11 protein-coding genes are annotated in these 16,064 nt (G+C 66.7%); all 11 read left to right on the forward strand.

Going from position 1 to position 16,064, the window contains the following annotated elements:
- Positions 1-136 precede the first annotated feature (136 nt).
- The 11 genes from AB7878_RS07645 (at position 137) to AB7878_RS07695 (ending at position 15,792) form a co-directional block, all read left to right on the forward strand.
- Positions 137-841 carry a FadR/GntR family transcriptional regulator gene (locus AB7878_RS07645; protein WP_369493785.1) on the forward strand — a complete coding sequence of 235 codons (705 nt, stop codon included), beginning with the start codon at positions 137-139 and terminating at the stop codon, positions 839-841.
- Positions 842-848: 7 nt separating this feature from the next.
- Positions 849-1,772 carry a 2-dehydro-3-deoxygalactonokinase gene (locus AB7878_RS07650; protein WP_369493786.1) on the forward strand — a complete coding sequence of 308 codons (924 nt, stop codon included), beginning with the start codon at positions 849-851 and terminating at the stop codon, positions 1,770-1,772.
- Positions 1,766-2,395 (forward strand): 2-dehydro-3-deoxy-6-phosphogalactonate aldolase, encoded by a 630-nt coding sequence (locus AB7878_RS07655; protein ID WP_369493787.1) that lies wholly within the window; start codon positions 1,766-1,768, stop codon positions 2,393-2,395. The genes AB7878_RS07650 and AB7878_RS07655 overlap by 7 nt, the downstream gene beginning before the upstream one ends.
- The gene (dgoD, locus tag AB7878_RS07660; RefSeq protein ID WP_369493788.1) at positions 2,392-3,540 is read left to right on the forward strand and encodes a galactonate dehydratase; all 1,149 of its coding nucleotides are present in this window, start codon (positions 2,392-2,394) and stop codon (positions 3,538-3,540) included. The genes AB7878_RS07655 and dgoD overlap by 4 nt, the downstream gene beginning before the upstream one ends.
- Positions 3,541-3,545: 5 nt before the next feature.
- Positions 3,546-4,313 carry an SDR family NAD(P)-dependent oxidoreductase gene (locus tag AB7878_RS07665; protein WP_369493789.1) on the forward strand — a complete coding sequence of 256 codons (768 nt, stop codon included), beginning with the start codon at positions 3,546-3,548 and terminating at the stop codon, positions 4,311-4,313.
- Positions 4,310-5,224 carry an SMP-30/gluconolactonase/LRE family protein gene (locus tag AB7878_RS07670; RefSeq protein ID WP_369493790.1) on the forward strand — a complete coding sequence of 305 codons (915 nt, stop codon included), beginning with the start codon at positions 4,310-4,312 and terminating at the stop codon, positions 5,222-5,224. Before AB7878_RS07665 ends, AB7878_RS07670 begins: the two co-directional genes overlap by 4 nt.
- A gap of 147 nt (positions 5,225-5,371) precedes the next feature.
- Positions 5,372-6,763, forward strand: coding sequence for a sugar porter family MFS transporter (locus AB7878_RS07675; RefSeq protein WP_369493791.1), 1,392 nt, complete (start codon positions 5,372-5,374; stop codon positions 6,761-6,763).
- 70 nt (positions 6,764-6,833) lie between these two features.
- Positions 6,834-6,962, forward strand: coding sequence for a hypothetical protein (locus AB7878_RS07680; protein WP_369493792.1), 129 nt, complete (start codon positions 6,834-6,836; stop codon positions 6,960-6,962).
- Positions 6,963-7,527: 565 nt separating this feature from the next.
- Complete coding sequence (locus AB7878_RS07685) at positions 7,528-10,380, forward strand: beta-galactosidase (RefSeq protein WP_369493793.1); 2,853 nt, start codon at positions 7,528-7,530, stop codon at positions 10,378-10,380.
- Positions 10,381-10,389: 9 nt separating this feature from the next.
- Positions 10,390-11,976, forward strand: coding sequence for an alpha-N-arabinofuranosidase (locus tag AB7878_RS07690; protein WP_369493794.1), 1,587 nt, complete (start codon positions 10,390-10,392; stop codon positions 11,974-11,976).
- A gap of 612 nt (positions 11,977-12,588) precedes the next feature.
- The gene (locus tag AB7878_RS07695; protein WP_369493795.1) at positions 12,589-15,792 is read left to right on the forward strand and encodes a TonB-dependent receptor; all 3,204 of its coding nucleotides are present in this window, start codon (positions 12,589-12,591) and stop codon (positions 15,790-15,792) included.
- Positions 15,793-16,064: the final 272 nt, after the last annotated feature.

Below are 16,064 nucleotides of genomic sequence, written 5' to 3' on the forward strand. Positions count from 1 at the left end.
GCCAGACTCGATCGCATCCCGGTCGTCATGCAGCCACGGTCATTAGCTGGTAACGCCACGCAAGCAAATTGCTATAAAGTATGACAATTGACCCGATAACTCCGGGCCACGCAGCGCAACAAGGAGGACAGACACAGTGAAGCCCGTCATCGTGCGCAACCTGCATGGCCAGGTAGTCCAGGAGCTGGGCCGGCAGATCGTCGGCGGCGAAATCGCCCCCGGCGCAAACCTGCCGCGCGAAGAGCTGCTGGCCGAACGCATGAAGGTCAGCCGCACCGCCCTGCGCGAGGCGATGAAAGTACTGTCCGCCAAGGGCCTGATCGAGTCGCGCCAGAAGACCGGCACCCGGGTGCGCGACACCATCCACTGGAACCAGCTCGACGCGGACGTGCTGGCTTGGCGCTGCGCCTCGATGCCCACCGAAGATTTCGTCGAGAAGCTGGTGGAGATGCGCGAGGTGATCGAGCCCGCCGCCGCCGCCGCCGCCGCCCGCCGCCGCGACGCCGGGCAGCTGGCGCGCATCGAGACCGCCTACGCGGCGATGGCCGCCGCGACCGACCTGGAAGCCTGGTCCACGGCGGATCTGGCCTTCCATGAGGCCGTGTTGCGTGCCACCAACAACGAGCTGATGACCTCGTTGTTCTCGGTGATCGAAACCGCGCTGGGCGGCTACTTCCAGCTGTCGGCGAGCATCGCCGGCAACTTCAGCTACTCGCTGCCGCACCACCGGAAGGTGCTCGACGCGATCCGTCGCCGCCAGCCGGAAGTGGCGCGCCAGACGATGCAGAAGATGATCGCCGATTCGCGCAGCAACATCCGCCGCAACACGAGGAAGGCCTGAAGGAACCATGGCCGGCCTGATCGGACTCGACTGGGGCACCAGCAGCCTGCGCGCCTACCGCTACGACGGCACGGGCCGCATCGCGGAGACGCGCGCACGTCCCTGGGGCATCCGCCAGTTGCCGGCCGGCGGTTACGACGCCGCGCTGGCCGACATCACCGCCGGCTGGCCGGCGCTGCCGCGGCTGGCCTGCGGCATGGTCGGCAGCCGCGGCGGCTGGCGCGAGGCGCCCTACCTCGACCTGCCCGCCGACGTGGCGCGCCTCGGTGACGCGCTCGCCGGCCTGCGCGCCGCCGACGGCATGGACGTCCATCTGGTGCCCGGCCTGCGCGACCCAGACGGCCCCGACGTGATGCGCGGCGAGGAAACCCAGTTGCTCGGCGCGCTGGCGCTGCAACCGGAACTCGCCGCGGCCTCGTCCTTCATCCTGCCCGGCACGCACAGCAAATGGGCCGTGGTACGCGACGGCGCCGTGTGCGGCTTCCGCACCCGGATGACCGGCGAACTGTTCGCGGTGCTGCGCCAGCACTCGATCCTCGGCGCCACCGGCGTCGAGGCCGACGACGACGACGCTGCCTTCGAACGCGGCGTCGCCGCGGCGCGCGACAGCGGCGCGGCCGGCGCACTGGGCCGGCTGTTCTCCGCCCGCGCGCTGATGCTGGACGGCGCCCTGGCGCCCGCGTCCGTGTCCGACTACCTCTCCGGCCTGCTGGTCGGCGAGGAATTCCGCGCCGCGCTGGCCGACGGCCTCGCCCGCCGCGATACGCCGCTGCAGCTGATCGGCGACGCGGCGCTGTGCGAACGCTACCGCCGCGCCGCCGCGCTGTTCGATATCGACCTGCCGCCGCCCGTGCAGGACGCCGCCGCCCGCGGCCTGTGGCGGATCGCCGTGCAGGCCGGCATCGTCTCCGAGGAAATCCACGCATGCTGACCCCCTGGCTCAAGCCGCTGCCGCTGGTGGCGATCCTGCGCGGCCTCACGCCCGACGAGGCGGTGGCCACCGGCCACGCCATCGTCGAGGCCGGCTTCCGCATGCTCGAAGTGCCGCTGAACTCGCCACGGCCGATCGACAGCATCGCCAGGCTCGCCAAGGCGCTGGGTCCCGACGTGCTGGTGGGCGCGGGCACCGTGATGACGCCGGCCAATGTCGTCGCCGTGGCCGATGCGGGCGGGCGGCTGATCGTGATGCCGCACGCCGACACCATGGTGATCCGCGCCGCCAAGGCCGCCGGCCTGCTCTGCGTGCCCGGCGTGGCCACACCCACCGAAGCCTTCGCCGCGCTGGACGCCGGCGCCGACGCGCTGAAGCTGTTCCCCGCCGAGCAGTCCGCACCCGCCGTGCTCAAGGCCTGGCGCGCGGTGCTGCCGCGCGAGGTGCCCGTCATGCCGGTGGGCGGCATCAGCCCCGACAACATGGCGCCTTGGGTCGCCGCGGGCGCCGCCGGCTTCGGCATCGGCTCGGCACTGTTCGCGCCGGGTCGCAGTCTCGACGACACGATTCAACGAGCCCGCGCCTTCGCGCAGGCCTGGCATGACTTGGAAACACACGCATGAAGATCACCAAGCTCACCGTCTACAAGGTGCCGCCGCGCTGGCTGTTCCTGCGCATCGACACCGATGCCGGCATCACGGGCTGGGGCGAGCCGGTGGTGGAAGGCCGCGCGCACACCGTGGCCGCCGCCGTCGATGAACTGGCCGATTACCTGGTCGGCAAGGACCCGCGCCATATCGAGGATCACTGGAACGTGCTTTACCGCGGCGGCTTCTACCGTGGCGGCCCGGTGCTGATGAGCGCGATCGCCGGCATCGACCAGGCGCTGTGGGACATCAAGGGCAAGGATCTCGGCCGGCCGGTGTACGAGCTGCTGGGCGGGCCGGTGCGCGAGCGCATCCGCGTGTACTCGTGGATCGGCGGCGACCGTCCCGCCGACACGGCCAAGGCGGCGCAGGACGCGGTGGCGCGCGGCTTCACTGCGGTGAAGATGAACGCCACCGAGGAAATGCAATACGTCGACACGCACGCCAAGGTCGAACGCGTACTGGAAAACGTGCAAGCGATCCGCGACGCGGTGGGCCCGGACATCGGCATCGGCGTGGACTTCCACGGCCGCGTGCACAAGCCGATGGCCAAGGTGCTGATGCGTGAGCTGGCACCGTTCAAGCTGATGTTCATCGAGGAACCGGTGCTGTCCGAATACCTGGAATGCATTCCGGAACTCGCCGCGATCTCGCCGGCGCCGATCGCGCTGGGCGAACGCCTGTACTCGCGCTGGGATTTCAAGCGCGTGCTGCAGACCGGCGGCGTGGACATCATCCAGCCCGACCCCTCGCACGCCGGCGGCATCACCGAGACGCGCAAGATTGCCGCGATGGCCGAAGCCTACGACGTGGCGCTGGCGCTGCACTGCCCGCTGGGGCCCATCGCGCTGGCCGCGAACCTGCAGCTGGACGCGGTGTGCCACAACGCCTTCATCCAGGAGCAGAGCCTGGGCATCCACTACAACACCGGCAACGACCTGCTCGACTACATCACCGACCGCAATGTGTTCGCCTACGCCGACGGCTACGTGGCGATGCCGAAGGGCCCGGGCCTTGGGATCGAGGTGAACGAGGCCTACGTGGCCGAGCGCGCCAAGGTGGGCCACCAGTGGCACAACCCGGTCTGGCGCCACGACGACGGCAGCGTGGCGGAATGGTGAGCGCGATGGCCGACCGCTACGCCAGCTATCCCAGCCTGCGCGATCGCAGCGTGCTGATCAGCGGCGGCGCCACCGGCATCGGCGCCGCCTTCGTCGAGCACTTCGCGCGACAAGGCGCGAAGGTGGCCTTCCTCGACGTGGACGAGGCTGGCGCGCAAGCGCTGCTGGCGACGCTGAATGATGTGGCACATACGCCGCACTTCCTGCCCTGCGACGTCACCGATCTGGCTGCGCTGCAACGCGCGATCGTCGAAGCACGCGAACACCTCGGCCCCATCGCGGTGCTGGTCAACAACGCCGCCAACGACGTGCGCCACGCGCTGGCCGACGTGGACGCCGCCGCATTCGAGCGCAACGTGGCGGTGAACCTGCGCCATCAGGTGTTCGCCACCCGCGCGGTGATTCCCGACATGCAACGGCTCGGCGGCGGCGCCATCATCTGCCTCGGCTCCACGGGCTGGATGAAGAAGAACGCCGGCTATCCGCTGTACGCGATGGCCAAGGCCGCGGTGCACGGCTTCGTCAACGGCATGGCGCGTGAGCTGGGCCAGCAGCACATCCGCATCAACGCGCTGGTACCCGGCTGGGTAATCACAGAAAAGCAGCGCGCGCTGTGGCTGGACGCCGAAGGCGAGGCCGAGATCGCGCGCGTGCAATGCCTGCCCGGCTACCTGATGGCCGAGGACCTGGCGCGCATGGCGCTGTTCCTCGCCGCCGACGACAGCCGCATGTGCACCGGCCAGGATTTCATCGTCGACGGCGGCTGGGTATGAACGCGCCATCCGCTCCCATGCAGGTCATCGTGGAAGCGGGCAACGTGCTGGGCGAAGGCATCGTCTGGTGTGAACGTGCGCAGGCGCTGTACTGGACCGACATCCATGCCGCCACGCTGTGGCGGCACGTGCCCGTCAGCGGCGAAACGAAACAGTGGCGATTGCCCGAGCGACTCGCCTCGTTTGCGCTCTGCGAAACGGACGGCTGGCTGCTGCTGGCGCTGGCCTCGCGACTGGCGTTCTTCAGGCTCGCCGACGGCGCGCTGCACACATTGTGCGAGGTGGAACCGGAACTCCCCACGCGCTGCAACGACGGCGCCTGCGACCGCCAGGGCCGCTTCGTGTTCGGCACCCTGCACGAGCCCGTCGACGGTGGCGTGAAGCAGGCCATAGCCGGCTTCTGGCGCCTGGACGCCGGGCTCCGGCTGGAGAAGCTGCCGCTGGAAGGCGTGGCGATCAGCAACAGTCTCGCCTTCAGCCCCGATGGCAGCACGCTGTACTACTGCGATTCGCTGACGCGCACGATCCGCTGTTGCACCTACGGCGACACGCTCGGCCCCTCGCGCCTGTTCGCCGACCTGCGCGACGCGACGGGCGAACCGGACGGCTCCTGCGTCGACGCCGAGGGCGGGCTGTGGAATGCGCAATGGGGTTCGGGTCGCGTGGTGCGCTATCGCACCGACGGTGGCATCGACCGCATCCTGCCGGTGCCGGCCAGCCAGCCCACCCGCCCCGCCTTCGGCGGCGCCGCGCTGGACACGCTCTACGTCACCAGCGCCCGCGACGGTCTCGACGCTGCCACACTGGCGCGCGAGCCGCTGGCCGGCGCGCTGTTCGGCACGCGCGTCGGGGTGCGCGGCGTGCCGGAGCCACGCTTTGCCGGCACGCCGCCTGCGGGCGGTGCGCCATGAACACGGTCGATGCCCATGGAGGGTCTGGAGAAAACGTATCGCGGCTGTAGCCGCTCCGACGGTCCGATACGGTGTAGGAGCGGCTTCAGCCGCGACGGTTGTCCATCCAGCAACACCGCACGCACGCCATTCCACGGGGAGAGACTCATGAGCGCCACCACCGCACCACCCGCCGCCACGCACGGCAAGGCCACCGCCGTGTTCACCTGCATCCTGGCCGCGCTGGCCGGCCTGATGTTCGGCCTCGACATCGGCGTGATCTCCGGCGCGCAGCAATTCCTGCAGAAGGATTTCGGCATCGGCGACGACATGCTCGGATGGATCGTCAGCATCATGATGCTGGGCGCCGCACTGGGCGCGCTGGTGGCGGGCTGGCTGTCCAGCCAGCTGGGCCGCAAACGCACGCTGATCCTCGGTGCCGTGCTGTTCGTGGGCGGCTCGGTGCTGTGCGGCCTGGCCTGGACACCGCACGTGCTGATCGTCGGCCGCCTCGTGCTCGGCCTGGCGATCGGCCTCGCCAGCTTCACCGCACCGCTGTACCTGGCCGAGATCGCTCCGGAATCGATCCGCGGCGCGATGATCTCGCTGTACCAGCTGATGATCACCATCGGCATCCTGGTCGCCTTCCTCTCCGACACCGCCTTCAGCTACTCGGGCAACTGGCGCTGGATGCTGGGCGTGATCGCGATCCCCGGCGCGCTGTTCCTGCTCGGCGTGGCCTTCCTGCCGGAAAGCCCGCGCTGGCTGATGATGAAGGGTCGCCAGCCGGAGGCCGAGCAAGTGCTGCGCAAGCTGCTCGGCAGCAGCGGCGCCATCGCCAAGGAAATCGGCGAGATCAGCGAACAGCTGAAGACGCCGCAACGCGGCTGGCATCTCTTCCAGCAGAACCGCAACTTCCGCCGCTCGGTGGGCTTGGGTGTGCTGCTGCAGATCATGCAGCAGCTCACCGGCATGAACGTGGTGATGTACTACGCGCCGCGCATCTTCCAGGACATGGGCTACAACACCGAATCGCAGATGTGGTTCACCGCGATAGTGGGCCTGGTCAACGTGCTGGCCACCTTCATCGCGATCGGCCTGGTCGACAAACTGGGCCGCAAGCCGATCCTGTACATCGGCTTCGTGGTGATGGCGATCGGCCTCGGCGTGGTCGGCACGATGATGCACCTGGGCATCCACAGCCACGGCGAACAGACCTTCACCGTGGTCATGCTGCTGGTCTTCATCGTCGGCTTCGCGATGTCGGCCGGCCCGCTGATCTGGACGCTGTGCTCGGAGATCCAGCCGCTCAAGGGCCGCGACTTCGGCATCGGCTGCTCCACCTTCACCAACTGGGTGGCGAACTGGCTGGTGGGCCTTTCGTTCCTGCCACTGCTCAACGGCATCGGCCAGGCCGAGACGTTCTGGCTGTACGCCGCGTTCAACGTGGTGTTCATCGCGTTCACGATCTGGCTGGTGCCGGAAACCAAGGGCGTCACGCTGGAACAGATCGAGCGCAAGCTGATGGCGGGCCAGCCGCTGCGGCGGATCGGGCAGTGAATTGCCCGGTGCCGGGCTCGCGCGCTTGTTGCGACGGCACGCCAGCGTGGGGTCGCGGGCTGCGCGCCCAATGCCGATCCTCTCGATGCACTCGGTGATGGCGGCACTGCCGGACGACCGCTTCGGCACCCCGCGGGAAGACGGCAACGACAACCCGGACTGCGTCCGCTTCGACCTCGCCTGGCTGGGCGACTGCTGATTCGACGACATCCCGCCGGCCCAGGCAGACGAGGCCGGCAGCGCCGCGCGGGATTGTGTATGTCGTCGCAACTGCGCCAGTTCATGCCGCGAGTGGTGCACTCCGGAACCACGTCCGCCCTTTGCAGCATTCCCGCTGCCGATCCATTCGATGCAATCGCGCGCCATGCCCGCGCATCGTGACGCGGCCGCGATACGCGCCGTTGCGTTGCGACTTGACATGTCGTCGCTCAAGTTTTACATCATAAAATAATATTTAATGGCGAGCAGACGGCCCATGGAAACCACCCGCCGCAACGGGACAGCCGGAGGACCGATTTGCTTCGCTGCCGGTGCCTGCCTGGCGTTCGGCGGCATGGTGGACTTGGACCGCAGGTTCGACGAGCGGCTGCACACGCACCGTTTCGGCATGCAGCGTCGGCGCCCATCGCTTGTGCATGTGTTGACGCGCACACGCATCCATCGGCGCACGCCAGGGGGGATGCAGCCTGCAGGAAGCCGGGCCCCAGGGGCAAGGACGACGGCGCACGCCAGGCTTTTTTGATCACGATATGGGGAGAATCGCAATGAATCATCGTCCATGGGCCAAGCTCCTGCTGGCCGCTAGCGGCCTCACGTTCGCAGCCGCCATGCCCACCGACGTGCGCGCCGAAACCACGGCATCCACCCCGGCGGATCACCGCATCAGCTTCGACCAGTACAGCTTCCTCATCGACGGCAAGCGCACCTATATCTGGTCGGGTGAAGTCCACCCCTATCGCCTGCCCAGCCCCGATCTATGGCCGGACGTCTTCCAGAAGATGAAGGCGGCCGGGTTCAACACCGCATCGATCTATTTCTCCTGGGGCTATCACTCGCCGCGCGACGGCCAGTACGACTTCAGCGGCATCCGCAACGTCGACAAGCTGCTCGACGACGCGCGTGATGCCGGCATCTACGTGATCGCCCGCCCGGGCCCCTACATCAACGCCGAGGTCGACAGCGGCGGGTTCCCGTTGTGGATGACCGAAAAGCCAGTCAAGAACCGCAGCCCCGATCCCGCCTACCTCAAGCTGGCCGACCAGTGGATGACGCAGATCGACCGCGTCCTCGCCCGCCACCAGCTCACCAACGGGCGCGGCACGGTGATCGCCTACCAAGTCGAGAACGAGTACTACAACGGCTCGCCTGCAGGCCGCGACTACATGCAGCACCTCGAGGACAAGGCGCGCGCCGACGGCATCACCGTCCCGCTGGTTGGCAACCACGACGCGACCTTCGTCAGCGGCAAGGGCGCGGTGCAGGTCAGTGGTTCGGATTATTACCCGCAAGGCTTCGACTGCTCGCATCCGACGCAATGGAAGCCCGCCCCGGACTTGGCCGCAAATCACTTCGCCGGCGAACCGCTGTTCACCGCCGAATTCCAAGGTGGCGCATTCGATCCCTGGGGCGGCCCCGGCTACCCCAAGTGCGCGCAGCTGATCAACGACCGCTTCGCCAACGTGTTCTACAAGGAGAACATCGCGGCGGGGGCGACGGCGCAGAACTTCTACATGCTGTTCGGCGGCACCTCGTGGGGCTGGCAGGCGATCCCGCAGAACTACACCTCCTACGATTACGGCGCCGCGATCACCGAAGCCCGCCAGTTCGACCCCAAGTACTACGAGGACAAGCGGATCGGCTATTTCCTCCACGCGGTCGCGCCGATCACCAAGACCGATGCGCTGGCGCCCGACCGACTCGACAACCCGGTTCTCGTCGACCGCGCGCGGATCAATCCGGATACGGGCACGCAATTCCATCTCGTCCGCCACGGCGATACCACCGCGTCGACCGTCGAAACCACGCATCTCTCGCTGGCGCTGAAGGAAGGCAAGTTCGACATCCCGCAGCAGCCCGGCACCGCCATCGCCATCGACGGGCGCGACAGCAAGTTGCTGCTGGCCGACTACATGCTTGGCACAACGCGCATGGACTATTCGACCTCCGAGCTGATGACGAACGCTGCGATAGGCGGCCGCGACATCGCCGTGCTTTACGGTCGCCACGGCAGCGACGGCGAAACCCTGCTCGACTACGCCGCCAAGCCGAAGGTGACGGTGCTGTCCGGCAACGTGACGCAGCATTGGGGCAAGGACGGCCTGCGGCTGGACTACCGGCATGACGGCCTGGCGCGCGTGCTGGTCGACGGCGGCCAGCGGCCGCTGCTGCTGCTGATCGGCGACGACCAGGCCACGCAACGCGTCTGGCGACAGGACACACCGCAGGGTGCCGTGTTGCTGCTCGGCTCGCACCTGCTGCGCAGCGCGCACTACACCGACGGCACGCTGGCATTGACCGGCGATGGCGACAGCGATGCCAACGCGGAATTGTTCGCCGGCGACGCGACCAAGGTGACCTGGAACGGCCAGCCGCTCGCCGCCGCACACACTGCTTCGGGCAGCTTGGCCGTGAGCCTGCCGGTACCGCAACCGGTCACGCTACCGCAGCTCGATCACTGGACGCAGCGCGCCGGCGCACCGGAGATCGCCCGTGGCTTCAACGACTCTCAATGGCGCGTCGCCAACCGCACCACCACCAGCAGCGTCACCAAGCCCGGCACGCTGCCGGTACTGTTCGCCGACGATTACGGTTTCCATACTGGCAACACCTGGTATCGCGGCCACTTCACCGTCGATGCCACTCACACCGCCCCCACGGGCCTCAAGCTCGCGGTGAAGAGTGGCGGCGTCGCGGGCGCCTTCTCGGTGTGGTTCAACGGGCACTTCCTCGGCAGCGTGACACGCAACGAGCTCGGCGCGTTCGGCTTCCCCTCCGCGATGCTGGTGCCGGGCGACAACGTCGTCTCGGTCCTGACCGTCGACATGGGCCACGAGGAGGACTACAACTCCACCGGCGAGAACCGCACCGCGCGCGGCATCGTCTCGGCCGAGCCGCTCGGCGCCGACGCCAAGGCGATCACCTGGCGCCTGCAGGGCGCGCTCGTCGACGAGAGCCCGCAACGCGGCCCGTACAACTTCGGTGGTCTGTATGGCGAGCGTCAGGGCTGGCCGCTCAAGCCCGGCCCTGCCGCGGACTGGCAGTCCGCGACCCTGCCGTCGGACTCCGCCCAGCCCGGCGTGACGTGGTACCGCACGAACATCCAGCTCAGCCTGCCCAAGGGCCAGGACACGTCGCTGGGACTGGAGATCACGGATCCGCCGGGTCGGCATTACCGCGCGACGATCTTCGTCAACGGCTGGCAGATGGGCAACTACGTGGCCGAGCTCGGCCCGCAGCATCGCTTCCCGATTCCCAACGGCGTGATCGACCCGCACGGCAACAACGACATCACCATCGCCGTCTGGAAGACCGACGCCACACCCGGTGGCCTCGGCACCGTCTCGCTCATCAATTTCGGTTCGTACACGTCGCCGGTCGATGTCGGGGCGATCCGGTAAAGGGATGACATGTCTCGACCGCAGTCTCTGAAGGCGAACAACAGCACGCAACGAGCGCTTCTAGCCGCGCTCGCGACCGTCGCCCTGTGCGGGTCGGCGGTCGCGCAGCGCGCGCCGGCCAATGTCAGGCTGACCATCGACCTGAACCACCCCGGCCCGGTGATCGCGCCGGCAGTCGAAGGCCAGTTCGCCGAGAACCTCGGCCGCGGCATCTACGACGGCATCTGGGTCGGGCATCATTCGTCGATCCCCAACCGCAACGGCTATCGCACCGACGTGATGGATGCGCTGAAGGCGCTGCACGTGCCCGTGATCCGCTGGCCCGGCGGCTGCTTCGCCGACACTTACGACTGGCGCGACGGCGTCGGTCCGGACGCCGGGCGGCCCAGGGGAATCAACACCAACTGGGGCGGCGTCACCGACGACAACAGCTTCGGCACCAACGAGTTCATGGACTACTCCGTGGCGTTGGGCGCGGACGCCTATGTCTCGCTCAACCTGGGCTCGCTACCGGCTTACGATGCACGGCAGTGGGTGCAGTACATGACCGCCGGCGGCGATTCCGCACTCGCGCAGGAGCGGCGCACCAACGGTCGCGACAAGCCATGGACCAACCTGAAGTATGTCGGCTACGGCAACGAACTTTGGGGCTGCGGCGGCAACATGACCGCCGACTACGCCGCCAGCCTGTTCAAACGCTACGCCACGTTCGTGAACCCGGCGCCGGGCGCGCCCGACTTCGTCAAGATCGCCTCGGGCCCCAACGAAGCCGACTACGCCTGGACCGACACGATGATGCGCGGCGCGGCCAGGCAGATGGGTGCCATCAGCCTGCACTACTACACCATCCCGGGCCCCTCCTGGGAGCACAAGGGATCCGCGACCGGCTTCAGCAAGGACGAATGGGCGACGACGCTGAGCAAGGCGCGCTACATCGACACACTGATCGCCAAGCATTCGGCGATCATGGACAAGTACGACCCGGGCAAGAAAGTCGCGCTCGACGTCGACGAGTGGGGCACCTGGTACGACCAGGCGCCCGGCAGCCATCCCGGCTTCCTCTACCAGCAGAACACGTTGCGCGACGCCGAGGTGGCGGCGCTGACGCTGGACGTCTTCTTCCGCCATACCGACCGGGTGAAGCTCGCGACGATCGCGCAGATGGTCAACGTGCTGCAGGCCATGGTGCTCACCGATGGCGACAGGATGCTGTTGACGCCCACCTACCACGTCTTCCACATGTACGTGCCGTTCCAGGGCGCCACGCCCTACCCGGCGACGGTCAGCGGGCCCGATTACGTGGAAGGCAAGCACCGGCTGCCGATGGTCGATGCATCGGTCGCGCGCGGCACCGACGGCAGACTCTATCTCGCGCTGGTCAACCTCGATCCAGATCGCGGCGCGCATGTCGAGACCGGGCTGAACGGCACCGCCAGCGGTCAGATCCTGAGCGGACCGAAGATGGACAGCCACAACACGTTCGCGGCGCCGGACACGATTCATCCGGTCGCCTATGCCGGCCAGGCAGAGCACGGCAGCCTAGCTTTTGAATTGCCGGCCAAGTCGATCGCGGTCGTCGCCGTGGATGAGCCATAGCCATTGCAACGAGGTGTGCCCGGCTCGACGCCGGCACCTCGATGGGATGGCGCTGCAGCTCGCCACAGGCACGGTAATGCCGGGCACGCGCGGCGCGCCGTGATCCTTCGAGACCTGACCGTTCGGTGTCATGCCGCCCTCGTCACCACGGCTTCGCGCATGTCGTCACGGCATGCGCCTCGTCTCCCCATGGACCAGCAATTCGCAGGCTAGAAGTGCCGCCGACGAACCTGTTCAGCCGACCCGCATGCAAGCCGGCCCCGCCACCGGCGGCGCACCTCCCGATCGCGGACCGGGACGCGCTTCCTCATTCATTCGATGCCCTGAGGAAATCGCACAGGGCGTTCTTGACATACCCTCAAAAGAGGTATAAACGTAATATACTACAATATGTGTAGATGACCTTCACAGCTGCGCTGACGCCATGACGCCGAGTTGGTTTGCCGCGTTTTGCATGTGGATGTCATTGATGGCGTTGTCCGCGGGGACGGATGGCGCGCATGGCACGGATGGATCCGGTGCGACTGGCTTCTTGCCGTAATGCGGGGTTCGTCCGCGGCAGCAGTAACGCAGCCCCGCAACAAACCATGACATTCACGTGGGAGGGAGAAAATGCAGCAGAAGTTCTTGGCGTACTCCGTACGCAATGCGTTGCTTGCCGTTGTCGGAACGACGCTGGCTCTGGCCGCAGGTGCGGCCTGCGCAGGTACGCCGGCGGCAACCGGCGGCACCGTGCCCGCAGCCATCACGACCAGTGGCCCGGCGGCAACGACGCCCACACCGCAAGACGACACCATGGCAAAGAAGCAAGAGAACAAAAAGGCCGCGGTTCAACTGCAGGGGGTCACGGTGTCAGCGGGCATCCAGGCTTCGCAACAACGCTCCATCGACATCAAGCGGAACGCCCCCAACATCGAAGACAGCATTACGGCCGTCAACATCGGCGAACTGCCGGATGTATCGATCACCGACTCGTTGCAGCGCCTGACCGGCGTACAGATCGACCGCTCGGCGGGCGAAGGCACCAGCCTCAGCGTGCGCGGCCTGCCGGAAGTGGGCACGACCCTCAACGGCCTGCCGTTCATCACCGCCGACAACATCGATTCCATCCAACCCAACTACGGCACGCTCCCCGCCGCCATGTTCAGTGGAGTGGACGTGTTCAAGTCGCCCACCGCGAGCATGCTTGATTCGGGCATCTCCGGCACCGTCAATCTGCGGACGTATCAACCGTTCGATTTCAATCCCGGCTGGTCCGTCACGGCATCCGCCGAGGGCGCGCGCGGCAGCGTCACCAAGAAGAACGGACCCACTGTCGACACCACCATCAATTTCAACGACGGCGGCATATGGGGCGCGCTGCTGTCGGCCTCGTATTCGGATCTCACGCGAAACAACAGTTCCAACGGGTTTTACGATGGTGGCCGCATCGGCGGCGAAAACGCCTCCGACGCAAACAATACGGCGAACAACGGCTTCATCTCCGGCTGGGGTTCGGTGCCGGTGCCGCCGAGCATCGTGCAATTGCCGGACGGCAGCGTGGAGGTGGGCGGCATCAGGAATGCCGCGTTCATGATACCCGGCGACGGCGCCATGACCGCCAACGACGCGAGCATGCAGCGCAAGCGCCTGGGCCTGCATATGGCGTTTGCCGCCAGCCTGGGCGACAGCTTTCTGCTCAACGTGGACGGCTTCTACACCCACCAGAAGCAGGACTCCTACGACGTCAACACCGTCCCGGAGGGGCTGAACCACAACGTGGCCACGCTCATCCCGACCGCGGCGCGCGGCACCGGGATCGACTTCATCAACCCGACGGGACCGACCGGCACCCAGGCGGGCGACTGGAACCAGCAGTTCTACACGGTCCAGAGTTTCGACTACTACCTGGGCGGCTTCCGCAGCGCGTCCACGGCGACACAAACGACATCCACAGCACGCAATTTCACCGCGAAGCTGACGTACGACAACGGCGGTCCGTTCACCGCGCATCTGGCTCTCGCTGACAACACCGCGACGAGCGAAAACTCCTATGCGGACATCCAGTTCGTCCAGGACGACGGAACGGCGTGGGGCAACCACCTGATGCCTGGCGTGACGCTGCCCCCCGGCTACTATCCCGGCCCGACCGGAAGTTACCCGTTCAACCCCGCCGGCATGGTGCCGGGGTCCGAGGTGGTCGGCATCAACATGCGCAGCGACCAGCCCCTCTCCGTTTCGCCTGGGTTGGCGGCGCGACTCACTGATCCCAGTACCTTCGTCAACAAGGGCTTCGACTCCAGTGGCGGCAACCAGGCGGCAGGCAACTTCTACGCACAGCTCGACGGGGCGTTCGAGTTCAATCCGGATCTGACCGTCAAGGCCGGCGTTTCCAACAGCGTGCGCAGCGCCAACAACGACTCCTGGGTCGGTCTGACTCCGCTCTATGCGGGCAACGGGGCCAGCGACCCGAATGGCTGCCTGGTGCGCTGGGTGTACGCGGACCAGATTCTGGATGGCGGTGGCGTACCCGGCGCCTGCACCGCCGGCAACGCCGTCGGTTACTTCCACGGCAATCCGCTGGGCAACGCAACTCTTTCCGACCTGCCGGCCTCGATCAGCGATCACCTGCACACTTACAACCTGGGCGGCGTATCCATCGTGGGACTGGACCCGCACGCGATGTCGGATCCCGTCGCCTTCATCAACTCGCTGGCGCCTGGCCTGCAGCACGGCGCGGATCCCACGGCGAACTGGAACGTGTCGCTCCACACGGTCAAGGCATTCGGTGAGGCGGCATTCGGCGGCACTCTCGGTGGCGTGCCGTTCGACGGCAACTTCGGCATGCGTTACGTCCACATGAACCTGGGGGTGACCCAGTACCTGTCGGGATCGGCGGCGGCGTACGGCGCGATGGCGCCGGCCGGCGGCTCGGTCATGTCAAACAACAGCCATGACTATTGGCTGCCCGCATTGAATTTCGCGGTACACATGACACCCTCCCTGACGTGGCGTTTCGCCATGTCCAAGAACATGATGCCGTTGACCCTGGACCAGTGGGGCGGCGGCATTTCGGAGAGCTTCGAGGCGGTGGCGATCACGCTGCCGAACGGCCAACACGTGCTCCCCGTCAGCGGCGCGTCGTCCAACGGCAACCCCGACCTGAAGCCGTGGCAATCCACCAATTACGACACCTCGCTGGAGTACTACTTCAACGAAGGCAGCATGGTGAGCCTCGCCCTGTTCAACATGAGAATCGCAAGCTTCGTGCAAAACAGCGGCACCGTGCAATGCAATCTGCCGGATGCCGACGGTGTCGTCCGCGATCGCTGCGTTCCGGTATCCACCCTGGTGCAGGGCGAAGGCGCCCAACTGCATGGCGTCGAGGCGGACTACAAGCAGGCGTTCACTTTCCTGCCCGGGCTGCTGTCGCACACCGGCGTGGAGATCAACGGCACCTACAGCCCGAGCACGACCGGCAAGCGGGATCTGGCGGGCAATTCGGTGCCCTTCCCCGGCAACTCGGAAAAATCGGGCAACTTCATCGTCTGGTACCAGGACGATCACTGGCAGGCGCGACTGGCCTTGAACTACCGCAGCAAGGAGTTGGTCAGCACCAATTGGCTTGGCGTGACGGGCTTCGACGAATACGCCATGCCGCAGACGTACCTGGCCGCCAGCGTGACGTACAAGGTGAACAAGCACCTGCAGCTCTATGCCCAGGGACAAAACCTGACCAACGAGAAACAGAAGTACTACCTCACCTGGCCCGATCAGCTGGTCTCGACGAACTTCTCCGAGCGGTATGTGATGCTTGGTGCACGCGTCCACTTCTGAGGCTTGGCAAATTCATCCCGGTATGCACCACCCTCACCGTGAGGCGACGCAGGCACGCAACCTGCACCGCCTCACGGCATCAGCGGAACCAGGCAAGGTAGAACCGGTATTCCCTGGCAAATCCTGGTTGGCAACCAAGTTCAGCTTTTGCCCCACCGTTCGCGCTGAGCGCAGGCTCGCAGGGCCGAAGTCGAAGGGCACTCTCCCCGGCCGCTTCGACATCGATTGCTGGCGCAAGCTACGCTCAGCGCGAACGGGTTTTCCTGCTGAGC

Source organism: Rhodanobacter humi (assembly GCF_041107455.1).
In the GTDB taxonomy this organism is placed as follows: Bacteria; Pseudomonadota; Gammaproteobacteria; order Xanthomonadales; family Rhodanobacteraceae; genus Rhodanobacter_A.